This window comes from Nocardiopsis lucentensis DSM 44048 (assembly GCF_000341125.1).
Classification (GTDB): domain Bacteria; phylum Actinomycetota; class Actinomycetes; order Streptosporangiales; family Streptosporangiaceae; genus Nocardiopsis; species Nocardiopsis lucentensis.
The window spans coordinates 1-16344 of record NZ_ANBC01000424.1 but is presented as its reverse complement, the minus strand read 5'-3'; the positions used below and the strand labels follow the sequence as shown (position 1 = coordinate 16344).

General features: G+C 72.0%; 13 protein-coding genes and 1 pseudogene. 8 read left to right on the top strand and 6 right to left on the bottom strand.

All coding sequences use genetic code 11. The features are described from left to right. The first annotated feature begins 114 nt into the window (after window positions 1-114). From D471_RS0115045 to D471_RS0115030, 4 genes are all read left to right on the top strand, one after another. Window positions 115-1038: an RNA polymerase sigma-70 factor gene (locus tag D471_RS0115045; protein WP_017599378.1), complete on the top strand. Its 924-nt coding sequence runs from the start codon at window positions 115-117 to the stop codon at window positions 1036-1038. Between the two features lie 67 nt (window positions 1039-1105). Further along, window positions 1106-2851, top strand: coding sequence for an arginine--tRNA ligase (gene argS / locus D471_RS0115040; RefSeq protein ID WP_017599377.1), 1746 nt, complete (start codon window positions 1106-1108; stop codon window positions 2849-2851). Window positions 2852-3166: 315 nt separating this feature from the next. Next, the gene (locus D471_RS0115035; RefSeq protein WP_017599376.1) at window positions 3167-3778 is read left to right on the top strand and encodes a YceI family protein; all 612 of its coding nucleotides are present in this window, start codon (window positions 3167-3169) and stop codon (window positions 3776-3778) included. An 87-nt stretch (window positions 3779-3865) separates the two neighbouring features. Then, window positions 3866-4888, top strand: coding sequence for an outer membrane protein assembly factor BamB family protein (locus D471_RS0115030; RefSeq protein WP_017599375.1), 1023 nt, complete (start codon window positions 3866-3868; stop codon window positions 4886-4888). Between the two features lie 41 nt (window positions 4889-4929). On the opposite strand, the gene rbsK is transcribed toward D471_RS0115030, so the two are convergent. Further along, window positions 4930-5829, bottom strand: coding sequence for a ribokinase (gene rbsK, locus D471_RS0115025; RefSeq protein WP_017599374.1), 900 nt, complete (start codon window positions 5827-5829; stop codon window positions 4930-4932). Next, a complete protein-coding gene (locus tag D471_RS0115020; protein ID WP_083924226.1) occupies window positions 5826-6635 on the bottom strand; it encodes an exodeoxyribonuclease III in 810 nt (269 codons plus the stop codon). Before D471_RS0115020 ends, rbsK begins: the two co-directional genes overlap by 4 nt. Window positions 6636-6995: 360 nt before the next feature. Between D471_RS0115020 and D471_RS0115015 the strand changes: the two genes are divergently transcribed. Next, entirely contained in the window at window positions 6996-8942 is a 1947-nt protein-coding gene (locus tag D471_RS0115015) for an acyl-CoA dehydrogenase family protein (RefSeq protein ID WP_017599372.1), read from the top strand. 63 nt (window positions 8943-9005) lie between these two features. Then, entirely contained in the window at window positions 9006-10232 is a 1227-nt protein-coding gene (locus tag D471_RS0115010; protein WP_017599371.1) for a winged helix-turn-helix domain-containing protein, read from the top strand. A 119-nt stretch (window positions 10233-10351) separates the two neighbouring features. Here D471_RS0115010 and D471_RS0115005 read toward each other — a convergent pair whose 3' ends face one another. After that, window positions 10352-11170 carry an alpha/beta fold hydrolase gene (locus D471_RS0115005; RefSeq protein WP_017599370.1) on the bottom strand — a complete coding sequence of 273 codons (819 nt, stop codon included), beginning with the start codon at window positions 11168-11170 and terminating at the stop codon, window positions 10352-10354. A gap of 106 nt (window positions 11171-11276) precedes the next feature. Then, complete coding sequence (locus tag D471_RS0115000; RefSeq protein ID WP_017599369.1) at window positions 11277-11945, bottom strand: DUF4097 family beta strand repeat-containing protein; 669 nt, start codon at window positions 11943-11945, stop codon at window positions 11277-11279. Between the two features lie 225 nt (window positions 11946-12170). On the opposite strand from D471_RS0115000, the pseudogene D471_RS42745 reads away from it, so the two are divergent. Both D471_RS42745 and D471_RS0114990 read left to right on the top strand, forming a co-directional pair. Next, window positions 12171-12901 (top strand): annotated as a pseudogene (locus D471_RS42745) (helix-turn-helix domain-containing protein). A 276-nt stretch (window positions 12902-13177) separates the two neighbouring features. Then, window positions 13178-14602 carry an FAD-binding oxidoreductase gene (locus D471_RS0114990; RefSeq protein ID WP_017599367.1) on the top strand — a complete coding sequence of 475 codons (1425 nt, stop codon included), beginning with the start codon at window positions 13178-13180 and terminating at the stop codon, window positions 14600-14602. A 78-nt stretch (window positions 14603-14680) separates the two neighbouring features. On the opposite strand, the gene D471_RS0114985 is transcribed toward D471_RS0114990, so the two are convergent. Both D471_RS0114985 and D471_RS41155 read right to left on the bottom strand, forming a co-directional pair. Continuing rightward, window positions 14681-15823: an acetyl-CoA C-acetyltransferase gene (locus tag D471_RS0114985; RefSeq protein ID WP_017599366.1), complete on the bottom strand. Its 1143-nt coding sequence runs from the start codon at window positions 15821-15823 to the stop codon at window positions 14681-14683. Window positions 15824-15968: 145 nt separating this feature from the next. Next, window positions 15969-16344 (bottom strand): hypothetical protein (locus tag D471_RS41155; protein ID WP_040689773.1); only part of this gene is annotated, 376 nt, incomplete at its 5' end.

Here is a 16344-nt window from a genome sequence, read left to right as displayed (position 1 = left end):
TGACACCGATCACTGACCCGGACGAACGTTTCCGGCCACAGCACTAGACGGAGTCACCGATCGGCCCGGTGTCCCCCCGAGGGCGCCGGGCTCCGGGCATGGAGGGGATACGGCGTGGACGAGGTCGAGGAGTTCGAGGAGCTGCGGCCGCTGCTGTTCTCGATCGCCTATCGGATTCTGGGCAGTGTGGGGGAGGCCGAGGACGCGGTGCAGGAGACGTGGCTGCGCTACGACGGGTCGGCCACCCGGCCGACGTCGGCCAAGGCCTTCCTGGCGACCACGGTGACGCGGATCTCGATCGACGTGCTGCGTTCGGCGCGGGTACGGCGTGAGGAGTACGTCGGGCCGTGGTTTCCCGAGCCGCTCCTGAGCGATCCCTACCAGGATCCGGCGCGGACGGTGGAGCTGGCCGACTCGGTGTCGATGGCGGCGCTCCTGCTGCTGGAGCGGCTCAGCCCGCTGGAGCGGGCGGTGTTCGTGCTGCGGGAGGTGTTCGCCTTCGGATTCGACGAGATCGCCGCGACGGTGGGGCGTTCGGAGGCGGCGTGCCGACAGCTGCTGGTCCGGGCGCGGCGGCACATGGAGGCCGGGAGGCCGCGGTTCGCGGCGGATCGCCGGGAGCGGCGGGAGCTGGCGACGCGGTTCTTCGACGCGCTGGAGGAGGGCGACGTCGGCGGACTGCGGGAGCTGCTGACCGCGGACGTGCGGCTGGTCGGGGACGGCGGCGGCAAGACCCCGCAGCTGGCCAGGGCGATCGTGGGCGCGGAGAAGGTGGCCCGGCTGCTGGGCACGGTCTTCCCCTGGCTGTTCCGGATCGACGTGTCATGCGAGCCGCACGAGGTCAACGGACAGCCCGGCGCGATCTTCCGCGACCGGGACGGCGGGGTCCTCTCCATCATGGCCCTCGACGTGCTCGACGGGCGGATCCAGGCCATCCGGTCCGTCACCAACCCCGACAAGCTCGACCACCTCGGTCCCGTCGCCGACGCCTGGTCCGTCGACCGCGAGGTGAAGCGGGCCCGCAGGGAGGGGAGCTGACATCCGCCCTCCCGGAGAACCGCCGAGACCGGCCGGGAGGGCCTGGGGCGGTCGGTACGCTTGTGGCATGGCCGACCCGCAGGAAGTACTCTCGCGACGGGTCCAGTCCGCCCTCGGCGCCGCCTTCGGCCCCGAGTTCGCCGACACCGACCCCGTCATCCGCCCGTCCCAGTTCGCCGACTACCAGGCGAACGCCGCCCTCGCCCTCGCCAAGCGACTGGGCCGAAAGCCGCGCGAGGTCTCCGCGGCGATCATGGAGCACCTGGACGTGGCCGACGTCTGCCGCGACGTCGAGGTCAGCGGGCCGGGCTTCATCAACCTCACCCTCCGCGAGGACTGGATCGCCGCCCGGACCCGCGACCTGCTGGACGACCCCCGTCTGGGCGTCCCCGAGCAGGAGTCGCTCAACATCCCGGTCGACTACTCCGCGCCCAACGTGGCCAAGGAGATGCACGTCGGGCACCTGCGCACCACCGTGGTAGGCGACTCCCTGGCCCGCACCCTGGAGTTCCTGGGCCACAACGTCATCCGCCAGAACCACATCGGTGACTGGGGCACCCCCTTCGGCATGCTCATCGAGCACCTGCTGGAGGTCGGCGAGGACTCCGGCGACGCCGACCTGCTCACCACCGACCCCAACGCCTTCTACCAGGCGGCCCGGGTCAAGTTCGACTCCTCCGGCCCCGACGCCGACGACTTCGCCCCCCGGGCGCGCCGCCGCGTGGTCGCCCTCCAGGGCGGCGACGAGGAGACGCTGCGGCTGTGGCGCAAGCTCGTCGGGCTGTCCCGCGTCTACTTCAACAAGGTCTACGCCAAGCTCGGCGTGACGCTCACCGACGATGACCTGGCCGGTGAGAGCACGTACAACCACATGCTCGCCGACGTGTGCGACGAGCTGGAGACCAAGGGCATCGCCGAGGTCAGCGACGGCGCCCTGTGCGTCTTCCTCGACGAGTTCACCGGCCGCGAGGACAAGCCGGTGCCGCTCATCGTCCGCAAGAGCGACGGCGGCTACGGCTACGCCACCACCGACCTGGCCACCGTGCGCCACCGCGTGGAGGACCTCAAGGCGAACCGCATCCTGTACGTGGTCGGCGCCCCGCAGGCGCTGCACTTCAAGATGGTGTGGGCCACCGCGCGCGAGGCCGGATGGCTGCCGGACGGCGTGGAGACCACCCACGTGCAGATCGGCAACGTGCTGGGCGGCGACGGCAAGATCCTGCGCACCCGCAGCGGTGCCCCGATCCGGCTCATGGCGCTGCTGGACGAGGCAGTGGAGCGCGCCGCTGCGGTCGTCGCGGAGAACCGCCCCGACCTCAGCGCCGAGGAGCGGGCCGCGATCGCGGACAAGGTCGGCATCGGCGCGGTGAAGTACGCGGACCTGTCGGTCTCGCACGACACCGAGTACACCTTCGACTTCGACCGCATGCTGGCGCTGACCGGCAACACGGGCCCCTACCTCCAGTACGCGCAGGCGCGGATCCGCTCCATCTTCCGCAAGGGCGGACTGGACCCGGCCCAGGCGCGCGGCCAGATCGCCGTCGCGGAGGGCGCCGAGCGCGACCTCGCGCTGAAGCTGCTGGCGTTCGGCGGGGTCGTGGCCCAGGTCGGCGACCTCCTCCAGCCGCACCGCCTGTGCGCGTACCTGTTCGACCTCGGCCAGGCGCTCACGGCGTTCTACGAGCACTGCCCGGTGCTCACCGCCGAGACCGAGGAGCAGCGCGAGTCGCGGCTGGCACTGGTCGCGGTCGCGCTGCGGGTCCTGGTCCAGGGTCTGGACCTGCTGGGCGTGGAGGCTCCCGAGCACATGTAGCCGCCACGTCCGGCGCGCCGTTCGACACGCCGCGTCAGGGACCACCGGGAGGCCGGGGCCGAAGGGCTCCGGCCTCCCGTGCGTCCACGGGGCTCCCTGTCGTCGGTTCTCCCGGGTGTGCCGTGGCCGCTTGTGGCCGCACTTCCTCCCGAACCGCTCATGGCGTGTGTCGTCCCTCGTCAGAAGGGGTGTGTCCGTTCCCGCCCGGGTGGGAGTCGAATGTCTCGCGCCCACCGGACCGAAACCCCTCAAGCCGGGTCGGCGTCCCACCTACTGTGGGCAAAAGCCACATAAGCGACAAACGGGAGATTTCGTATGGCTGACTTCCCCGCCGAGGTGGGTCCAGGGCCTGGGACCTGGTACCTCGACCCTCTGCACTCCAGCCTGATCTTCGTCGCCCACTACCTGCGCTTCGGCCGAGTGCAGGGGACCTTCGGCCAGGCCGAGGGCCGGTTCGACATCGGCGAGGCTCCGGCCGACTCCTCGGCGGAGGTCGTCCTGCGCGCGGACAGCGTCAACACCGGTGTGGGCGCCCGTGACGCCCACCTGCGCTCCGCCGACTTCCTCGACGTGGCCCGGTACCCCGAGATCCACTTCGCCTCCACCGGGATCGAGCCCGGCCGCCGGGGGCGGCACGCCTTCCTCCTCCACGGCGACCTGACCATCCACGGCTCCACCGCCCCGGTCACCCTCGACGCCCGCTGGGTGGGCGACGCGCCGGACCACGCCTCCCCCGACGACACCCACGGCCACTTCTTCTCCGCGACCACCCGCGTCCGGCTCTCCGACTTCGGCGTGGGCGACGGCGGAGACCTGCCCTGGGGCGGACGCCTGATCGGCGACGACGTCGACATCGTCCTGGAGGTCCGCGTCCAGAACCAGGACCCCGCTCCCTTCCTGGAGCGGATCGGCCACACCACCTCCTGAGCGGGGGACCAGGCGCGCCGGATACCCTGGCGAGGCCGGGGTGAGGGCTCGGCGACACCACACGCACCGCTGGGGAGGAAGGACCCGATGCCCCACCGGATCGCCACGCTCGCCTCCGGCGACGAGATCCGCGCCTACGCGTTCACCGCCCCGCCGGCCGAGGACGGCGCGGTGGTCGAGCCCGCCGCCCGTTATCCGGCCGTGGAGACGGCACGCGAGCACGCCGCGGCCCCGGATCTCAGCCGCGCGGCCTACCACACCCGCGAGGAGCTGGTCTGCGTCGACCGTGGGGGAGCCGTCCTCTGGCAGCGCTCCCTCGAAGTGGAGAGCGCGGACGGTCCCCTGCTGACCGGCTCGGGAACATGCGCGTTCTCCGCCGACGGGACGACCCTGTGGGTCTACCGACGAGGACCTCTCGTCCCCATGAGGCGTGGTCTCTCAGCGGAGACGGACCGCCTCCTGGACCGGAACCCGCACATGAGACAGGGCACCGACCGGCTCCTGGCACTCGGCGCCGCCGACGGCGCGGTCCTGGCTGAGGCCGACCTGAAGAGCTCGGGACACGGAGCCGAACTCCGTCCGCACCCGGACGGGAAGCACGTACTGGTCGGCGTCGCCGAAGGACAGGACGGCGGCCGCACCTTCCGTGCCCGGCTGAACGGCGACACCCTCGGTCTCCACGAGTACGACGCGCTCTTCTCGTTCCTGAGGGACCTGTCCCCGAACGGCCGTGTGTTCTCCCTCTCCGATGAGGAGGGCTCCGTCGAGTTCCGCTCCTTCCCCGACGGAGAGCTGATCCGTGAACTGGACGTCGGCGCCTTCGGCTACGACGAGGAGGAGTTCGAGACGCTGTTCGTCGGGACGTACCTCGCGGACTTCGTCGACGACGGCACGGCCGTCGTCTCCGTCCACGGAGAGCGCGTCGTCCGGGAAGGCGACGGCGAGCTCTCCGAGGACTTCCACGAGAACCATCTCGTGCGCGTCGGCGACGGCCGGGTACTCGGGCGCCTCCCCCTGACCTCCCGGACCGGTACCGGCCTGGCCCCGCTCGGCGACGGCACCTGGCTGGACCACACCGCACCGGGAGAGGTCCGCAGGTACCGCCGCTGACCCCCACCGCCCGCGGCGGACCCACCCGGCCGAGGCCGGGCTCACTCGGCCAGCAGCGCCTCGACCTCCTCGCGCGCGGGCATCGACGAACTCGCGCCCGGCCGCTGGACGGACAGCGCGGCGGCCGCGGCGGCGAACCGCATCGCCTCCTCCGGCGAGCGCCCCTCCGCCCGCGCCACGGCGAACGATCCGCAGTAGGTGTCCCCGGCCGCGGTCGTGTCCACGGCGGTCACCTTCCGCGCCGGGACATGCACCGGCTCCACTCCTCGCCGCCCGAACAGGCACCCGTCCTCGCCCAGGGTCAGCAGCACCTCCGGCACGCGCTCCAACAGGGCCGCCAGGGCCTCCCGGGGCTCGGTGCGACCGGTGATCGCGGCGGCCTCGTGCTGGTTGGGGACGAGCACGTCCACGCACTCCAGCAGCTCGTCGGGCAGATCGCGGGCGGGCGCCGGGGTCAGGTAGACCGGCACGCCCAGGGCGCCGCCCGTGCGCGCGGCGGCCACGACCGCCTCCATCGGCAGTTCGAGCTGGAGCAGCAGCGCGGCGCTGCCCTCGATGATCCCCGCGTCGCCCTCGACCGTGTCCCGCACCTCGCCGTTGGCGCCCGGGACCACGATGATCTGGTTGCCGCCCGAGCCGTCCACGACGATGTGCGCCACGCCGGACACCCCGGGCACGGTGCGCAGCCCGGACACGTCGACACCGCTGTCGAGGAGGTTGGCGCGCAGTTCGCCGCCGAAGGAGTCCTCGCCCACGGCGCCGAGGAAGGCCACCTCGGCACCGGCCCGCGCGGCGGCGACCGCCTGGTTGGCGCCCTTGCCGCCGGGCACCTGGCGAAAGTCGGTTCCGGCGACCGTCTCACCGGAGGACGGCACCTGGTCGACGTAGGCCACCAGGTCCATGTTCACGCTGCCGAAGACGGCGATCCTCGGTGTGCTCACTCGCTCGTCTCCTTCTCACCGTCCAGCTCGACGATCACGGGGGCGTGATCGGAGGGCCCCTTGCCCTTGCGCTCCTCGCGGTCGATCACGGCGCCGCTGACCCGGCCGCCCAGCGCGGGGGAGGCCAGCACGAAATCGATCCGCATGCCCTTCCTCTTGGGGAAGGACAGCGCCTTGTAGTCCCAGTAGGTGTACACCCCCGGGCCGGGAGCGTACCTGCGGACGACGTCGTCGAACCCGGCGTCGACGAGCTTGGCGAACGCGGCGCGCTCGGGCTCGGTGACGTGCGTCTTGCCCTCGAACTCGGCCATGTCCCACACGTCGTCGTCCTGGGGCGCGATGTTGAAGTCGCCCATGAGGGCGATCTGCGCGTCCGGGTCCGCGGCCAGGTCGGCGGAGTTCGCCTCGCGCAGCGCCTCCAGCCAGCGCAGCTTGTAGGCGTAGTGCGGGTGGTCGATCTCGCGGCCGTTGGGCACGTACAGGCTCCAGACCCGCACGCCGCCGCAGACGGCGCCGATCGCCCGCGCCTCGACCTCCTCGGGCTCCCCGTACCCGGGCTGCCCGGGGAAGCCGGTCTGGACGTCCTCCAGGCCGACGCGGGAGGCGATCGCGACCCCGTTCCACTGGGAGAGGCCGAAGTGGGCCACCTCGTAGCCACGGTCGGTGAAGACGGCGGCGGGGAACTGGTCGTCCCGGGCCTTGGTCTCCTGGACGGCGAGCACGTCGACGTCGCTGCGGTCGAGCCAGGCGCCGATCCGCTCCGCCCTGGCCCGGGCACTGTTCACATTCCATGTCGCGATACGCACAGGAAAAGGCTAGGCCATACGACCGACACGCACGGCAACGGTGAGGCGGGCCGCGGGTGGTGGTGGGCGACGGGAAGGGGAGAACCCCGCCCTCTCGCGAGGCGGCGCCCAGGCGGTGGTGGGCCCCGGTGCGGCCGTCCTCCGCACCGGGGCTGTGCGACTCCCAGCACACGCTCGGTGGTTTGTGTCGCGTCTCCTTTGACGTACGAGCCCTCCCCGCGGTTCGCATCAGCCCGAACTTTTCTCTACGGAGGCTGTCGGCCCGTATCCACAGGAGGCCCGACCGGGCGTCAGATCGAACACCGACGGGTAGTGCTGTGATACAGGACACAACCCTTCCCTCGATGAGGTGAGCGATCCATGTCGACCGTCGAACCCGGCACCACTCCCACCGACGCGCCCGAGGTCGACGAACGGCGGGCGCGGGCCGTGGCGGAGCAGGCGCGCGAGGCCGAGTGGACCCGCCCCAGCTTCGCCAGGGAGCTGTACCTGGGGCGGCTCCGGCTGGACCTGATCCACCCCCTCCCCGAACCCGACCCCGCCTCCGTCGAGGCCGGGGAGGCCTTCCTCGACCGGCTCCGGGGGTTCTGCCGGGAGATCGACCCCCAGCGCATCGAACTCGACGAGCGCATCCCCGACGAGGTGGTGAACGGTCTGCGCGAACTCGGCGCCCTCGGGATGAAGATCCCCACCGAGTACGGCGGGCTGGGGCTCAGCCAGCTCTACTACAACCGCGCCCTCACCCTGGTCGGCTCGGTCTCCCCCGCGATCGGCGCCCTGCTGTCCGCTCACCAGTCCATCGGCGTCCCGCAGCCGGTCTCCATGTTCGGCACCGAGGAGCAGAAGCGGGCCTTCCTTCCCCGCTGCGCGCGCTCGGACATCAGCGCGTTCCTGCTCACCGAGCCCGACGTCGGCAGCGACCCCGCGCGGCTGCGGTCCACCGCCACGCCCAGCGAGGACGGCGACGAGTACGTCCTCGACGGCGTCAAGCTCTGGACCACCAACGGGGTGGTCGCCGACCTGCTCGTCGTCATGGCCCGCGTCCCGGAGGGCCCCGGGCACCGGGGCGGCATCACGGCGTTCGTGGTCGAGGGCGACTCCCCCGGCATCACCGTGGAGCACCGCAACCGCTTCATGGGCCTGCGCGGCCTGGAGAACGGCGTCACCCGGCTGCACCGGGTGCGGGTCCCGGCCGCCAACCGGATCGGGAAGGAGGGCCAGGGGCTGCGGATCGCCCTGTCCACGCTCAACACCGGGCGGCTCTCCCTGCCCGCGCTCTGCGTGGCGGCGGGCAAGTGGTCCACCCGGATCGCCCGCGAGTGGTCCCGCGAACGGGTCCAGTGGGGCCGCCCCATCGGCAGGCACGAGGAGGTGGCCAAACGGATCTCCTACATCACCGCCACCACCTACGCCATGGAGGCGATGCTCGACCTGGCCAGCCAGCTCGCCGACGACAAGGGCGCCGACATCCGCATCGAGGCGGCGATCGCCAAGCTGTGGGCGTCCGAGCACGCGTACGCGATCGCCGACGACCTCGTGCAGATCCGCGGCGGGCGCGGCTACGAGACCGCCGGATCGCTGGCCGCGCGCGGCGAGCGCGGCGTGCCCGCCGAACAGATGCTGCGCGACCTGCGCATCAACCGGATCTTCGAGGGGTCCTCGGAGGTCATGCACCTGTTCATCGCACGGGAGGCCGTGGACGCTCACCTGTCCGTCGCCGGGGACCTCATCGACCCCGGGGCCGACCGCGCGGACCGGGCGCGGGCGCTGGCCAGGGCGGGCGGGTTCTACGCCAAGTGGCTGCCCACGCTCGTGGTCGGGCAGGGACAGGTGCCGTCGGCGTTCGCCGAGTTCGGGCCGATCGCCGGGCATCTGCGGTTCGTCGAGCGGACGGCGCGCAGGCTGGCGCGGTCGACGTTCTACGGGATGTCGCGGTGGCAGGGGAGGCTGGAGGTCAAGCAGGGGTTCCTCGCCCGGATCGTGGACATCGGCGCCGAGCTGTTCGCGATGAGCGCCGTCGCGGTGCGCGCCCGGTACGACGCCGACGCCCACCCCGAGCGCGGGGACACCCCGTTCGAGTTGGCCGACGCGTTCTGCCGCCAGGCGCGACTGCGGATCGAGGCGCTCTTCACCGATCTGTGGTCCAACACCGACGACGTGGACGGCAAACTGTCCCGCCGGATGATGGACGACTCCTACAGCTGGTTGGAGGAGGGGGTGCTCGACCCGTCCCTGCCCGGCCCGCTCATCGGTCCAGCCGAACCGGGGCCCTCGGAGCTGCCGGACCAGCACCGCAGGATGGGCTGACCGGGCGAAGGCCTCGTCGACCTGCGCCGCGAACTTGTCGTAGGCGGGGGTTAGCGTGTTCGGATGGCCGAACCGCACCCCCGCCGCGACGCGGAACTCTCCCTCGCCCAGGCGCGCCGGATCGCCCTCGCCGCCCAGGGCTTCGCCGATCCCGCTCCAACCGGGCAGCCGACGCTCACGCACCTCGCCCGGGTCGTGCGCAGGGTGGGCGTCGTGCAGATCGACAGCGTGAACGTCCTGGCGCGCAGCCAGTACCTGCCGGTGTTCGCCCGGCTCGGGAACTACGACCAGGCGATGCTGAACCGGGCCACCACGACGAAGGCGCGCACCAGCGCCGCGCGTCTGGTGGAGTGCTGGGCGCACGAGGCCAGCCTGATCCCGCCCGCCACCCGGCAGCTGATGCGGTGCCGGATGGAACAGAACCGGGCCCGCACCGACGCGGGGTGGATCAACGCCGTCCAGCGCGAGAAACCGGAGCTGGTCAAGGCGGTGCATGAGGAGGTGGCCCGGATCGGGCCCGCCACCGCCCGCGAGGTGGAGGCGGCGCTGGCCCACGACCTTCCACGCGCCAAGGACCACTGGGGATGGAACTGGTCGGAGGTGAAGAAGTGCCTGGAGTACCTGTTCTGGGTGGGTGACGTCATGGTCGACGGGCGCAACGGCCAGTTCGAGCGCCGCTACGACCTGACCGAGCGCGTCCTGCCCCCGGACCTGCGCGGCGTCCCCCTCCCCGAGCCCGCCGACGCCCACCGCGAGCTGGTCGCGATCTCGGCCCGCGCGCACGGGGTGGCGACCGAGCCGAGCCTGCGGGACTACTTCCGGCTGCGACCCGACGAGTCCAAGGCGGCCGTCCGGGACCTGGTGGATTCGGGCGAGCTGGTCCCGGTCACCGTCGAGGGTTGGCAGAGGCCCGCGTACCTGCACCGGGACGCCCGCGTGCCGCGCCGGGTCGAGGCCCGCGCGCTGCTCAGCCCGTTCGACTCGCTGGTCTGGCACCGCGACCGCACCGAGGAGCTGTTCGGGTTCCGGTACCGGCTGGAGATCTACGTTCCGGCGGCCAAGCGGGTGCACGGGTACTACGTGCTGCCGTTCCTGCTGGGGGACCGGCTCGTGGCCCGGGTCGACCTCAAGGCCGACCGCGCCGAGGGAGTGCTGCTGGCGCAGCGGATCACGCTGGAGGAGGACGCGCCCGCCGACACGCTCGACCAGCTCACCGACCAACTCGCCCGGATGGCCGAGTGGCTGGGTCTGGTGCGCGGGGTCGGGGGTCCGGCGCTCACCGGCCGCTGACGCGGGTGTTCCGTGCGCCGAGCGGCGCACTCCACCCGCCGGACCAGCGCGTCATCCGCATGCCACGTCACCTCGGCCGTGGGTGAAGCGTGGAGAGCCGACCGCAGGACACCCGTTCCTCAGCTCCGACCGACGTCGAGGTCGGCGACCTCGCGTACGGCCTCGGCGACGGCTCGGTAGTCCCTGCGCAGGATCGCGCCGTGGTTGCTGGCGACCTTCGCGTGGACCTCGATGTCCGGGTTGCGGGCCGTGACCCCGTCCAGGCTGGTGCGAGTCCGCTCCTGCTCGTCACCGCGGCTTCCGAAGGAGGTCCCCGAGGCGACCACGTACCGGGTCGGAACGGTGACGGCGTCCAGCACGGGACCCAGTTCGCGCTCGCGGGAGATCCTGCCGAGCTCGATGTTGCTGTCGGCCATCTGTTCGGCGGTCATCCGCGGGAGGAGGCCCGTGGGGCGCAGCAACGGCGTCAACCAGGCGACCCGCCGGAACAGCGTCCGGATCCGCTGCTCCATGGCCCCGTCGAGCCAGTCGTACGGGAACGCGCCGTCGACCAGGACCGCGCCCACGGCGCGCTCCGGGTTCCGGCTGGCCCAGTGCGCCGCGACGAACGCCCCGTAGGACCAGCCCACCAGCAGCGCCCGGTCCACGCCCCTGGCCGTGAGAACCGCGTCGACGTCCCGGACCGCGGCCTCGAAGGAGTAGTCCGCCGAACGCCTCGACTTCCTGCCGCGCGCCCGCTCGTCGTAGGTGATGTGCCGCCAGTCCGGTCCCAGTTCGGTGATGGTCCTCCGCCAGTACCCCTGGGTGGCGAACTGGCCGTTGAGGTAGATCACCGGGGCGCCGGGGCCGCCGGTGTCGGTGACGGCCAGGGCCGTGTCGTCGACCGGCACCATGCCGGTCCACCTCGCGCTGGTCGAGGGGGTGCCGTTCTTCGTCATGAGGGGGTCCTTCCGGTGGTGTCGGGCGTCTGGCGCGGGCGCGGCGGGACCCGCGCGCGGATCGCGGCCGCGGGTCCGGGAACCTGGTGGATCGCGGTCGGGTGCGTTACAGGCCGCGGGCGGTGATGTCGCCCTGATCGGTGGTCGCGCTGATGGTCAGGGCGGCGTCGGCCCCGTCGGTGTTGGCCAGGGCGTTGTGGATCCGGCCGTAGGAGGTACCGGCGTCCAGGCTGGCGGAGACCCCCGGCGCGGCGCCGATGGTCACGTCGCCCATCCGGGTGCGCAGCACGACGGCGCCGGAGACGGCCTCAGTGATCCGGATGTCGCCCTTCTGGGTGCTGATCCGCGCGGGACCGCCCAGACGGCCGACCGAGACGCCCTCGAAGGCGGTGAGGCGCACACTCGCGGCCTCGTCGACCTTGACCGCGCCGGTCGCGCCCTCGACGTCGATGTCACCGAGGCGCCCCACTCCCCGGAACTCGGCGGCCTCCGCCCTCGCCTCGACCCGGGAGTCGGCGGGCACCTGGATCGTGACCTCCACGGCCCCGGAGGGACCGAAGTACTGGTTCTTCGTCTCCGGGGCCTCGATCCGCAGGACACCGTCGGCGTAGGCGACCGCGACCCGCTCCGCCGCCTTGACGTCGCGGCCCTTGGCGGCGTCGGCGGGCCGGACCTCGACCGTGGTGTCGGACCGGTCGGCGGCGATGACCTGGATACGCCCGGCGGGGATGTTCACGACGGCGGAGACCGGGGCGGGGGTGTCGAACTTCTGCATCATGCTCTCCTTGCGCGCTCTTTGTTTCCGACAAAGGAAAAGCTACGTTGCGTTTTAGAATCTGACAACTACTTCGTTGCGAAGGATCAGTATCACAGCAGGTAAAAACACATATTTCGTTGCAATGGATGTAGATCTAACGCAACAACGGGCACTCTGTCTGTTGCATTGAGCATGAGCGAACGCTACGCTGCCGGCATCGGGGAAGCGCGAAGGGAGACCACGGTGCCGGGAGGCAGACTCACCCAACGGGAACGTCAGCAGATCGCGCTGGGACTGGCCGACGGCCTGGCCTACGCGGAGATCGCCCGGCGTCTGGAGCGCCCCACCTCGACGGTCACGCGCGAGGTGATGCGCAACGGCGGTCCCACCGGCTACCGCGCCGACCTGGCGCAGCGCGCCACCGAGCGCCGCGCCCACCGGCGCAGGCAGACCCCGCCCGGGGGACAGCGGGCACCGCGCGAGCACGGGCGCGACGACGAGGCCGTACGCGAGTACGAGGAGACGTTCACGACCCTCCTGATGCACCAGGGACTGCCCAAGATGGNGCCCGGGTGCTGGCCTGCCTCTTCGTCGCCGACGCCGGCAGCCTCACCGCGTCCGAACTCGTCGGGCGCCTCCAGGTCAGCCCGGCGTCCGTCTCCAAGTCGATCGCCCTCCTCGAACAGCAGGGCCTCATCCGCCGCCAGCGCGACGAGGGCCGCCGTGAGCGCTACCTCGTCGACGACGACGTCTGGTACCAGTCGACGATCGACGGCGCCCGCGGTATGACCCGGATCGCCGAGACCGCGCGGCAGGGCGTCAGCGTCCTCGGACACGGCACTCCGGCCGCCGTCCGTCTGGAGAACATGGCCCGCTTCAGCGACTTCATCAGCGAGAGCATCCTCCGCGCCGCGGAGCAGGCCCGCGCGGTCCTCCACACGAAGCCCCCCGAGCCGGGCCCGGAGAACTCCTGACGAGCCCCGGCCCGTCGGCCCCGGCCACCGACCCGGTCTCCGTGGTGGTTTGCAAGGGTTCACGGCCGAGGAGCGGGCCGCGATGAAGGAGCGCGCCCAGGAGCGGAAGAAGGCGGCGTGCTCGCCGCCGGACCGCCACTGAGCACGTATGATCAGGCAATTTTCGTTCAAAGTGGGCTTATTTCGCGGCGGGTCGCGGGCCTACGCTGAGAGGTAGGGAACAGCGGCACGCCCGGCCCGCGCCGCTCCGGCCGCGCCACGGCGAGGGAGACAGCCATGGCCCAGCTCAAGGCAGCGATGTCCGACACCGCGCTCGAAGCCCTCCGTTCCAGGCTGACCGGCCCGGTGCTCACCCCCGGTGGCCCCGAGTACGAGGACGCCCGCACGGTCTTCAACGGGATGATCGATCTACACCCGAGCGCCATCGCCGAGTGCGCGTCCGTCGACGACGTGCGCCGCTGCGTCGAATGCGCGCGCGAGGAGGACCTGGAGCTCTCCGTGCGCGGCGGTGGCCACAGCGTCGCGGGCATGGGGCTCACCGACGGCGGCCTGGTCATCGACCTGCGCCGCATGCACTCCGTGACGGTGGACCCGGAGGCGATGGAGGCCAGGGTCGGCGGGGGCGCCCTCATGCGCGACCTGGACGCGACCACCGCACCGTTCGGGCTGGCCACCACGGGGGGCCGCGTGTCGACCACGGGCGTCGCCGGCTTCGCGCTCGGCGGAGGCTCGGGGTGGTTGGAACGCAAGTTCGGCCTGGCCTGCGACAACCTGCTCAACGTGGACCTGGTGACCGCCGAGGGGGATCGGGTGCACGCCTCGGCCGGGGAGAACCCGGAGCTGTTCTGGGCCCTGCACGGAGGCGGCGGCAACTTCGGCGTCGCCACCCAACTGGCCTTCCGCCTCCACCCGCTGCCGAGGTTCTCGCTCGGGCTGCTCCTCTTCCACCCCGACACCGGTCCCGGTGTGGTCCGCGTGTACCGGAACCTCATGGACGAGGCCCCCGACGAACTCGGCGGCGGTGTCATCTACCTGGTCCCCCAGCCGGAACCGTTCATCCCCGACGAACTGGTCGGCACGCTCATGTGCGCGGTCGTGCTGACCTGCGTGGGCGACGAGAGGATGCTCCGGGACCTGGCCGCTCCGCTCACGCGGATGGGCGCCGAGGCCGAACTCCTCACCGACATGCCCTACGCGGAGGCGCAGAAGGCCCTGGACGACCCGCCCGGTTACCGCAACTACTGGTCGGTGGAGCACCTGAACTCGCTGCCGGACGAGTTCATCGAGAGGTTCTGCGCCCGTGCCCACCAGATGCTGGTCCCCTCCCCGACCCAGCACGTCCTCTTCCCGTTCGGCGGCGCGATGGACCGGTCGAAGGCCGACTACCCCGTGCCGTGGCGGCACGCCGCGTGGGCCGTACACCCGCTGGCGATGTGGGAGGACCCGGCCGACGACCACCACGCGCGTGACTGGGTGCACGGCGTGTGCGAGGACACCGAGCCCTGGCGGACCGGGGACGTCTACCTGAACTTCGTCGGGGACGAGGGCTCCGAGCGCGTCGTGGCCGGGCGCGGCCTGGACAACCACCAGCGCCTGGCCGAGGTCAAGCGGGAGTTCGACCCGGACAACGTCTTCCACCGCAACCACAACATCTGGCCCGCCCACACCGGGTACCAGCCACCGAAGCCCCGGTCGGGGTGAGGCCGGAAGAGGGACAGCCCCGCGTGCGACCGCGTGAATTCCAGCCGCACGCGGGGTCAATCCCGTCCCCGGGCGTCCTCAGACCCGTTCGATGACGGTGACGTTGGCCTGCCCGCCGCCCTCGCACATGGTCTGGAGGCCGTAGCGGCCACCGGACCGGTGCAGCTCGTTGACCAGCTTGGTCATCAGGACGGCTCCGGTCGCGCCCAGCGGGTGGCCCAGGGCGATCGCGCCGCCGTTGGGGTTCACCTTCGCCGGGTCCGCGCCCAGCTCCTCGATCCAGGACATCGGAACGGGCGCGAAGGCCTCGTTGATCTCGGTGACGTCGATGTCGTCGATGGTCAGCCCGGCCTTGTCCAGCGCGATCCGGGTCGCGGGGATGGGCGCGGTGAGCATGTACACCGGGTCATCGCCGACGAGGGACAGCTGCACGATCCGGGCGAGCGGGGTCAGGCCGTGCTCGCGCACGGCCCGCTCGGAGGCGAGCAGGACCGCGCCCGCGCCCACGGAGATCTGGCTGGCGACGGCGGCGGTGAGCTCCCAGCCCTCCCGCAGCGGCTTGAGGCCCGCCATCTTCTCCAGGGTGGTGTCGGCGCGCACGCCCTCGTCCCGGGCGACCCCGGCCAGGGGCGCGATCTGGTCGTCGAAGCGGCCGTCCTCGATCGCCCGCGCCGCGCGCTGGTGGCTCTCCAGGGCGAAGCGCTCCAGCTCCTCGCGCTTGTAGCCCCACTTCTCGCACATGAGCTGGGCACCCCGGAACTGGGAGATCTCCTGCGTCCCGTAGCGCTCGACCCAGCCCTCGCCGTACAGGCCCAGGCCGTTGTCGATGGCGAACTGGACGTTGGCGCCCATGGGGACCATGCCCATGTTCTCCACGCCGGAGGCCACGACCAGGTCCTGGGTCCCGGACATCACGCCCTGGGCGGCGAAGTGCACGGCCTGCTGGGAGGAGCCGCACTGGCGGTCGATGGTGACGCCGGGGACGGACTCGGGGAACCCGGCGGACAGCCAGGCGGTGCGGGCCAGGTCGAGGGCCTGCGGCCCGGCCTGGGTCACGCAGCCCATGACGACGTCCTCGACCGCGGCCGGGTCGACCCCGGTGCGCGTGACGAGTTCCTTGAGCACGTGCGCCCCGAGGTCCGCGGGGTGCACGGCCGCGAGCGCGCCCTTCTTCGTGCCGACGGGGGTGCGTACTGCGCCGACGATGTATGCCTCGGCCACGGGGGTCCTCCAGGGACGTGGGTGACGGTTCTAAACCGAACTGTATTCGGTTTGGCTGCCGTGGCAAGCCCCCGCCCCGCTCTTTCCCCTCCGCCACAGGTCAGCGGGGTCGCCCCGCAGTCCTCCGGTGCGGTCCGCGCCGCGGTCAGCCACCGCCGCCACCGCCACCGCCCCCACCGGCGCCGCCGCCTCCTCCGCCACCACCGCCCCCACCGGCGCCGACGCCGACGCCTCCGCCGCCGATGCCTCCGCCCCGGGAGCCGCTCCCCGACCAGCCCTTGCGTTCGAGGAAGTACTCGGCCAGGTGGTTCAGCCCGAGCACCAGCCCCAGGAGGCAGGGGAAGATCATGGCGACGACGGCCGTGGAGAGGAGGTCGGCGGAGGGCGGTTCGGGCTGGGCGGAGCCCTCGTCCCGGGCCGTGTGGTCGGCGGAGTACACGGACGGGGGAAGGGACAGCCGCACGCTCATGGCCTGCCCGGGTGAGAGCCTCCCGTGCTCGGCGGTCAGCAGCGGTTCGGCG

Coding starts and splice junctions, on each gene's coding strand:
- argS (WP_017599377.1), top strand. CDS start 1,106: ATGGCCGACCCGCAGGAAGTACTCTCGCGACGGGTCCAGTCCGCCCTC.
- D471_RS0115035 (WP_017599376.1), top strand. CDS start 3,167: ATGGCTGACTTCCCCGCCGAGGTGGGTCCAGGGCCTGGGACCTGGTAC.
- D471_RS0115030 (WP_017599375.1), top strand. CDS start 3,866: ATGCCCCACCGGATCGCCACGCTCGCCTCCGGCGACGAGATCCGCGCC.
- D471_RS0115015 (WP_017599372.1), top strand. CDS start 6,996: ATGTCGACCGTCGAACCCGGCACCACTCCCACCGACGCGCCCGAGGTC.
- D471_RS0115010 (WP_017599371.1), top strand. CDS start 9,006: ATGGCCGAACCGCACCCCCGCCGCGACGCGGAACTCTCCCTCGCCCAG.
- D471_RS0115005 (WP_017599370.1), bottom strand. CDS start 11,170: ATGACGAAGAACGGCACCCCCTCGACCAGCGCGAGGTGGACCGGCATG.
- D471_RS0115000 (WP_017599369.1), bottom strand. CDS start 11,945: ATGCAGAAGTTCGACACCCCCGCCCCGGTCTCCGCCGTCGTGAACATC.
- D471_RS0114990 (WP_017599367.1), top strand. CDS start 13,178: ATGGCCCAGCTCAAGGCAGCGATGTCCGACACCGCGCTCGAAGCCCTC.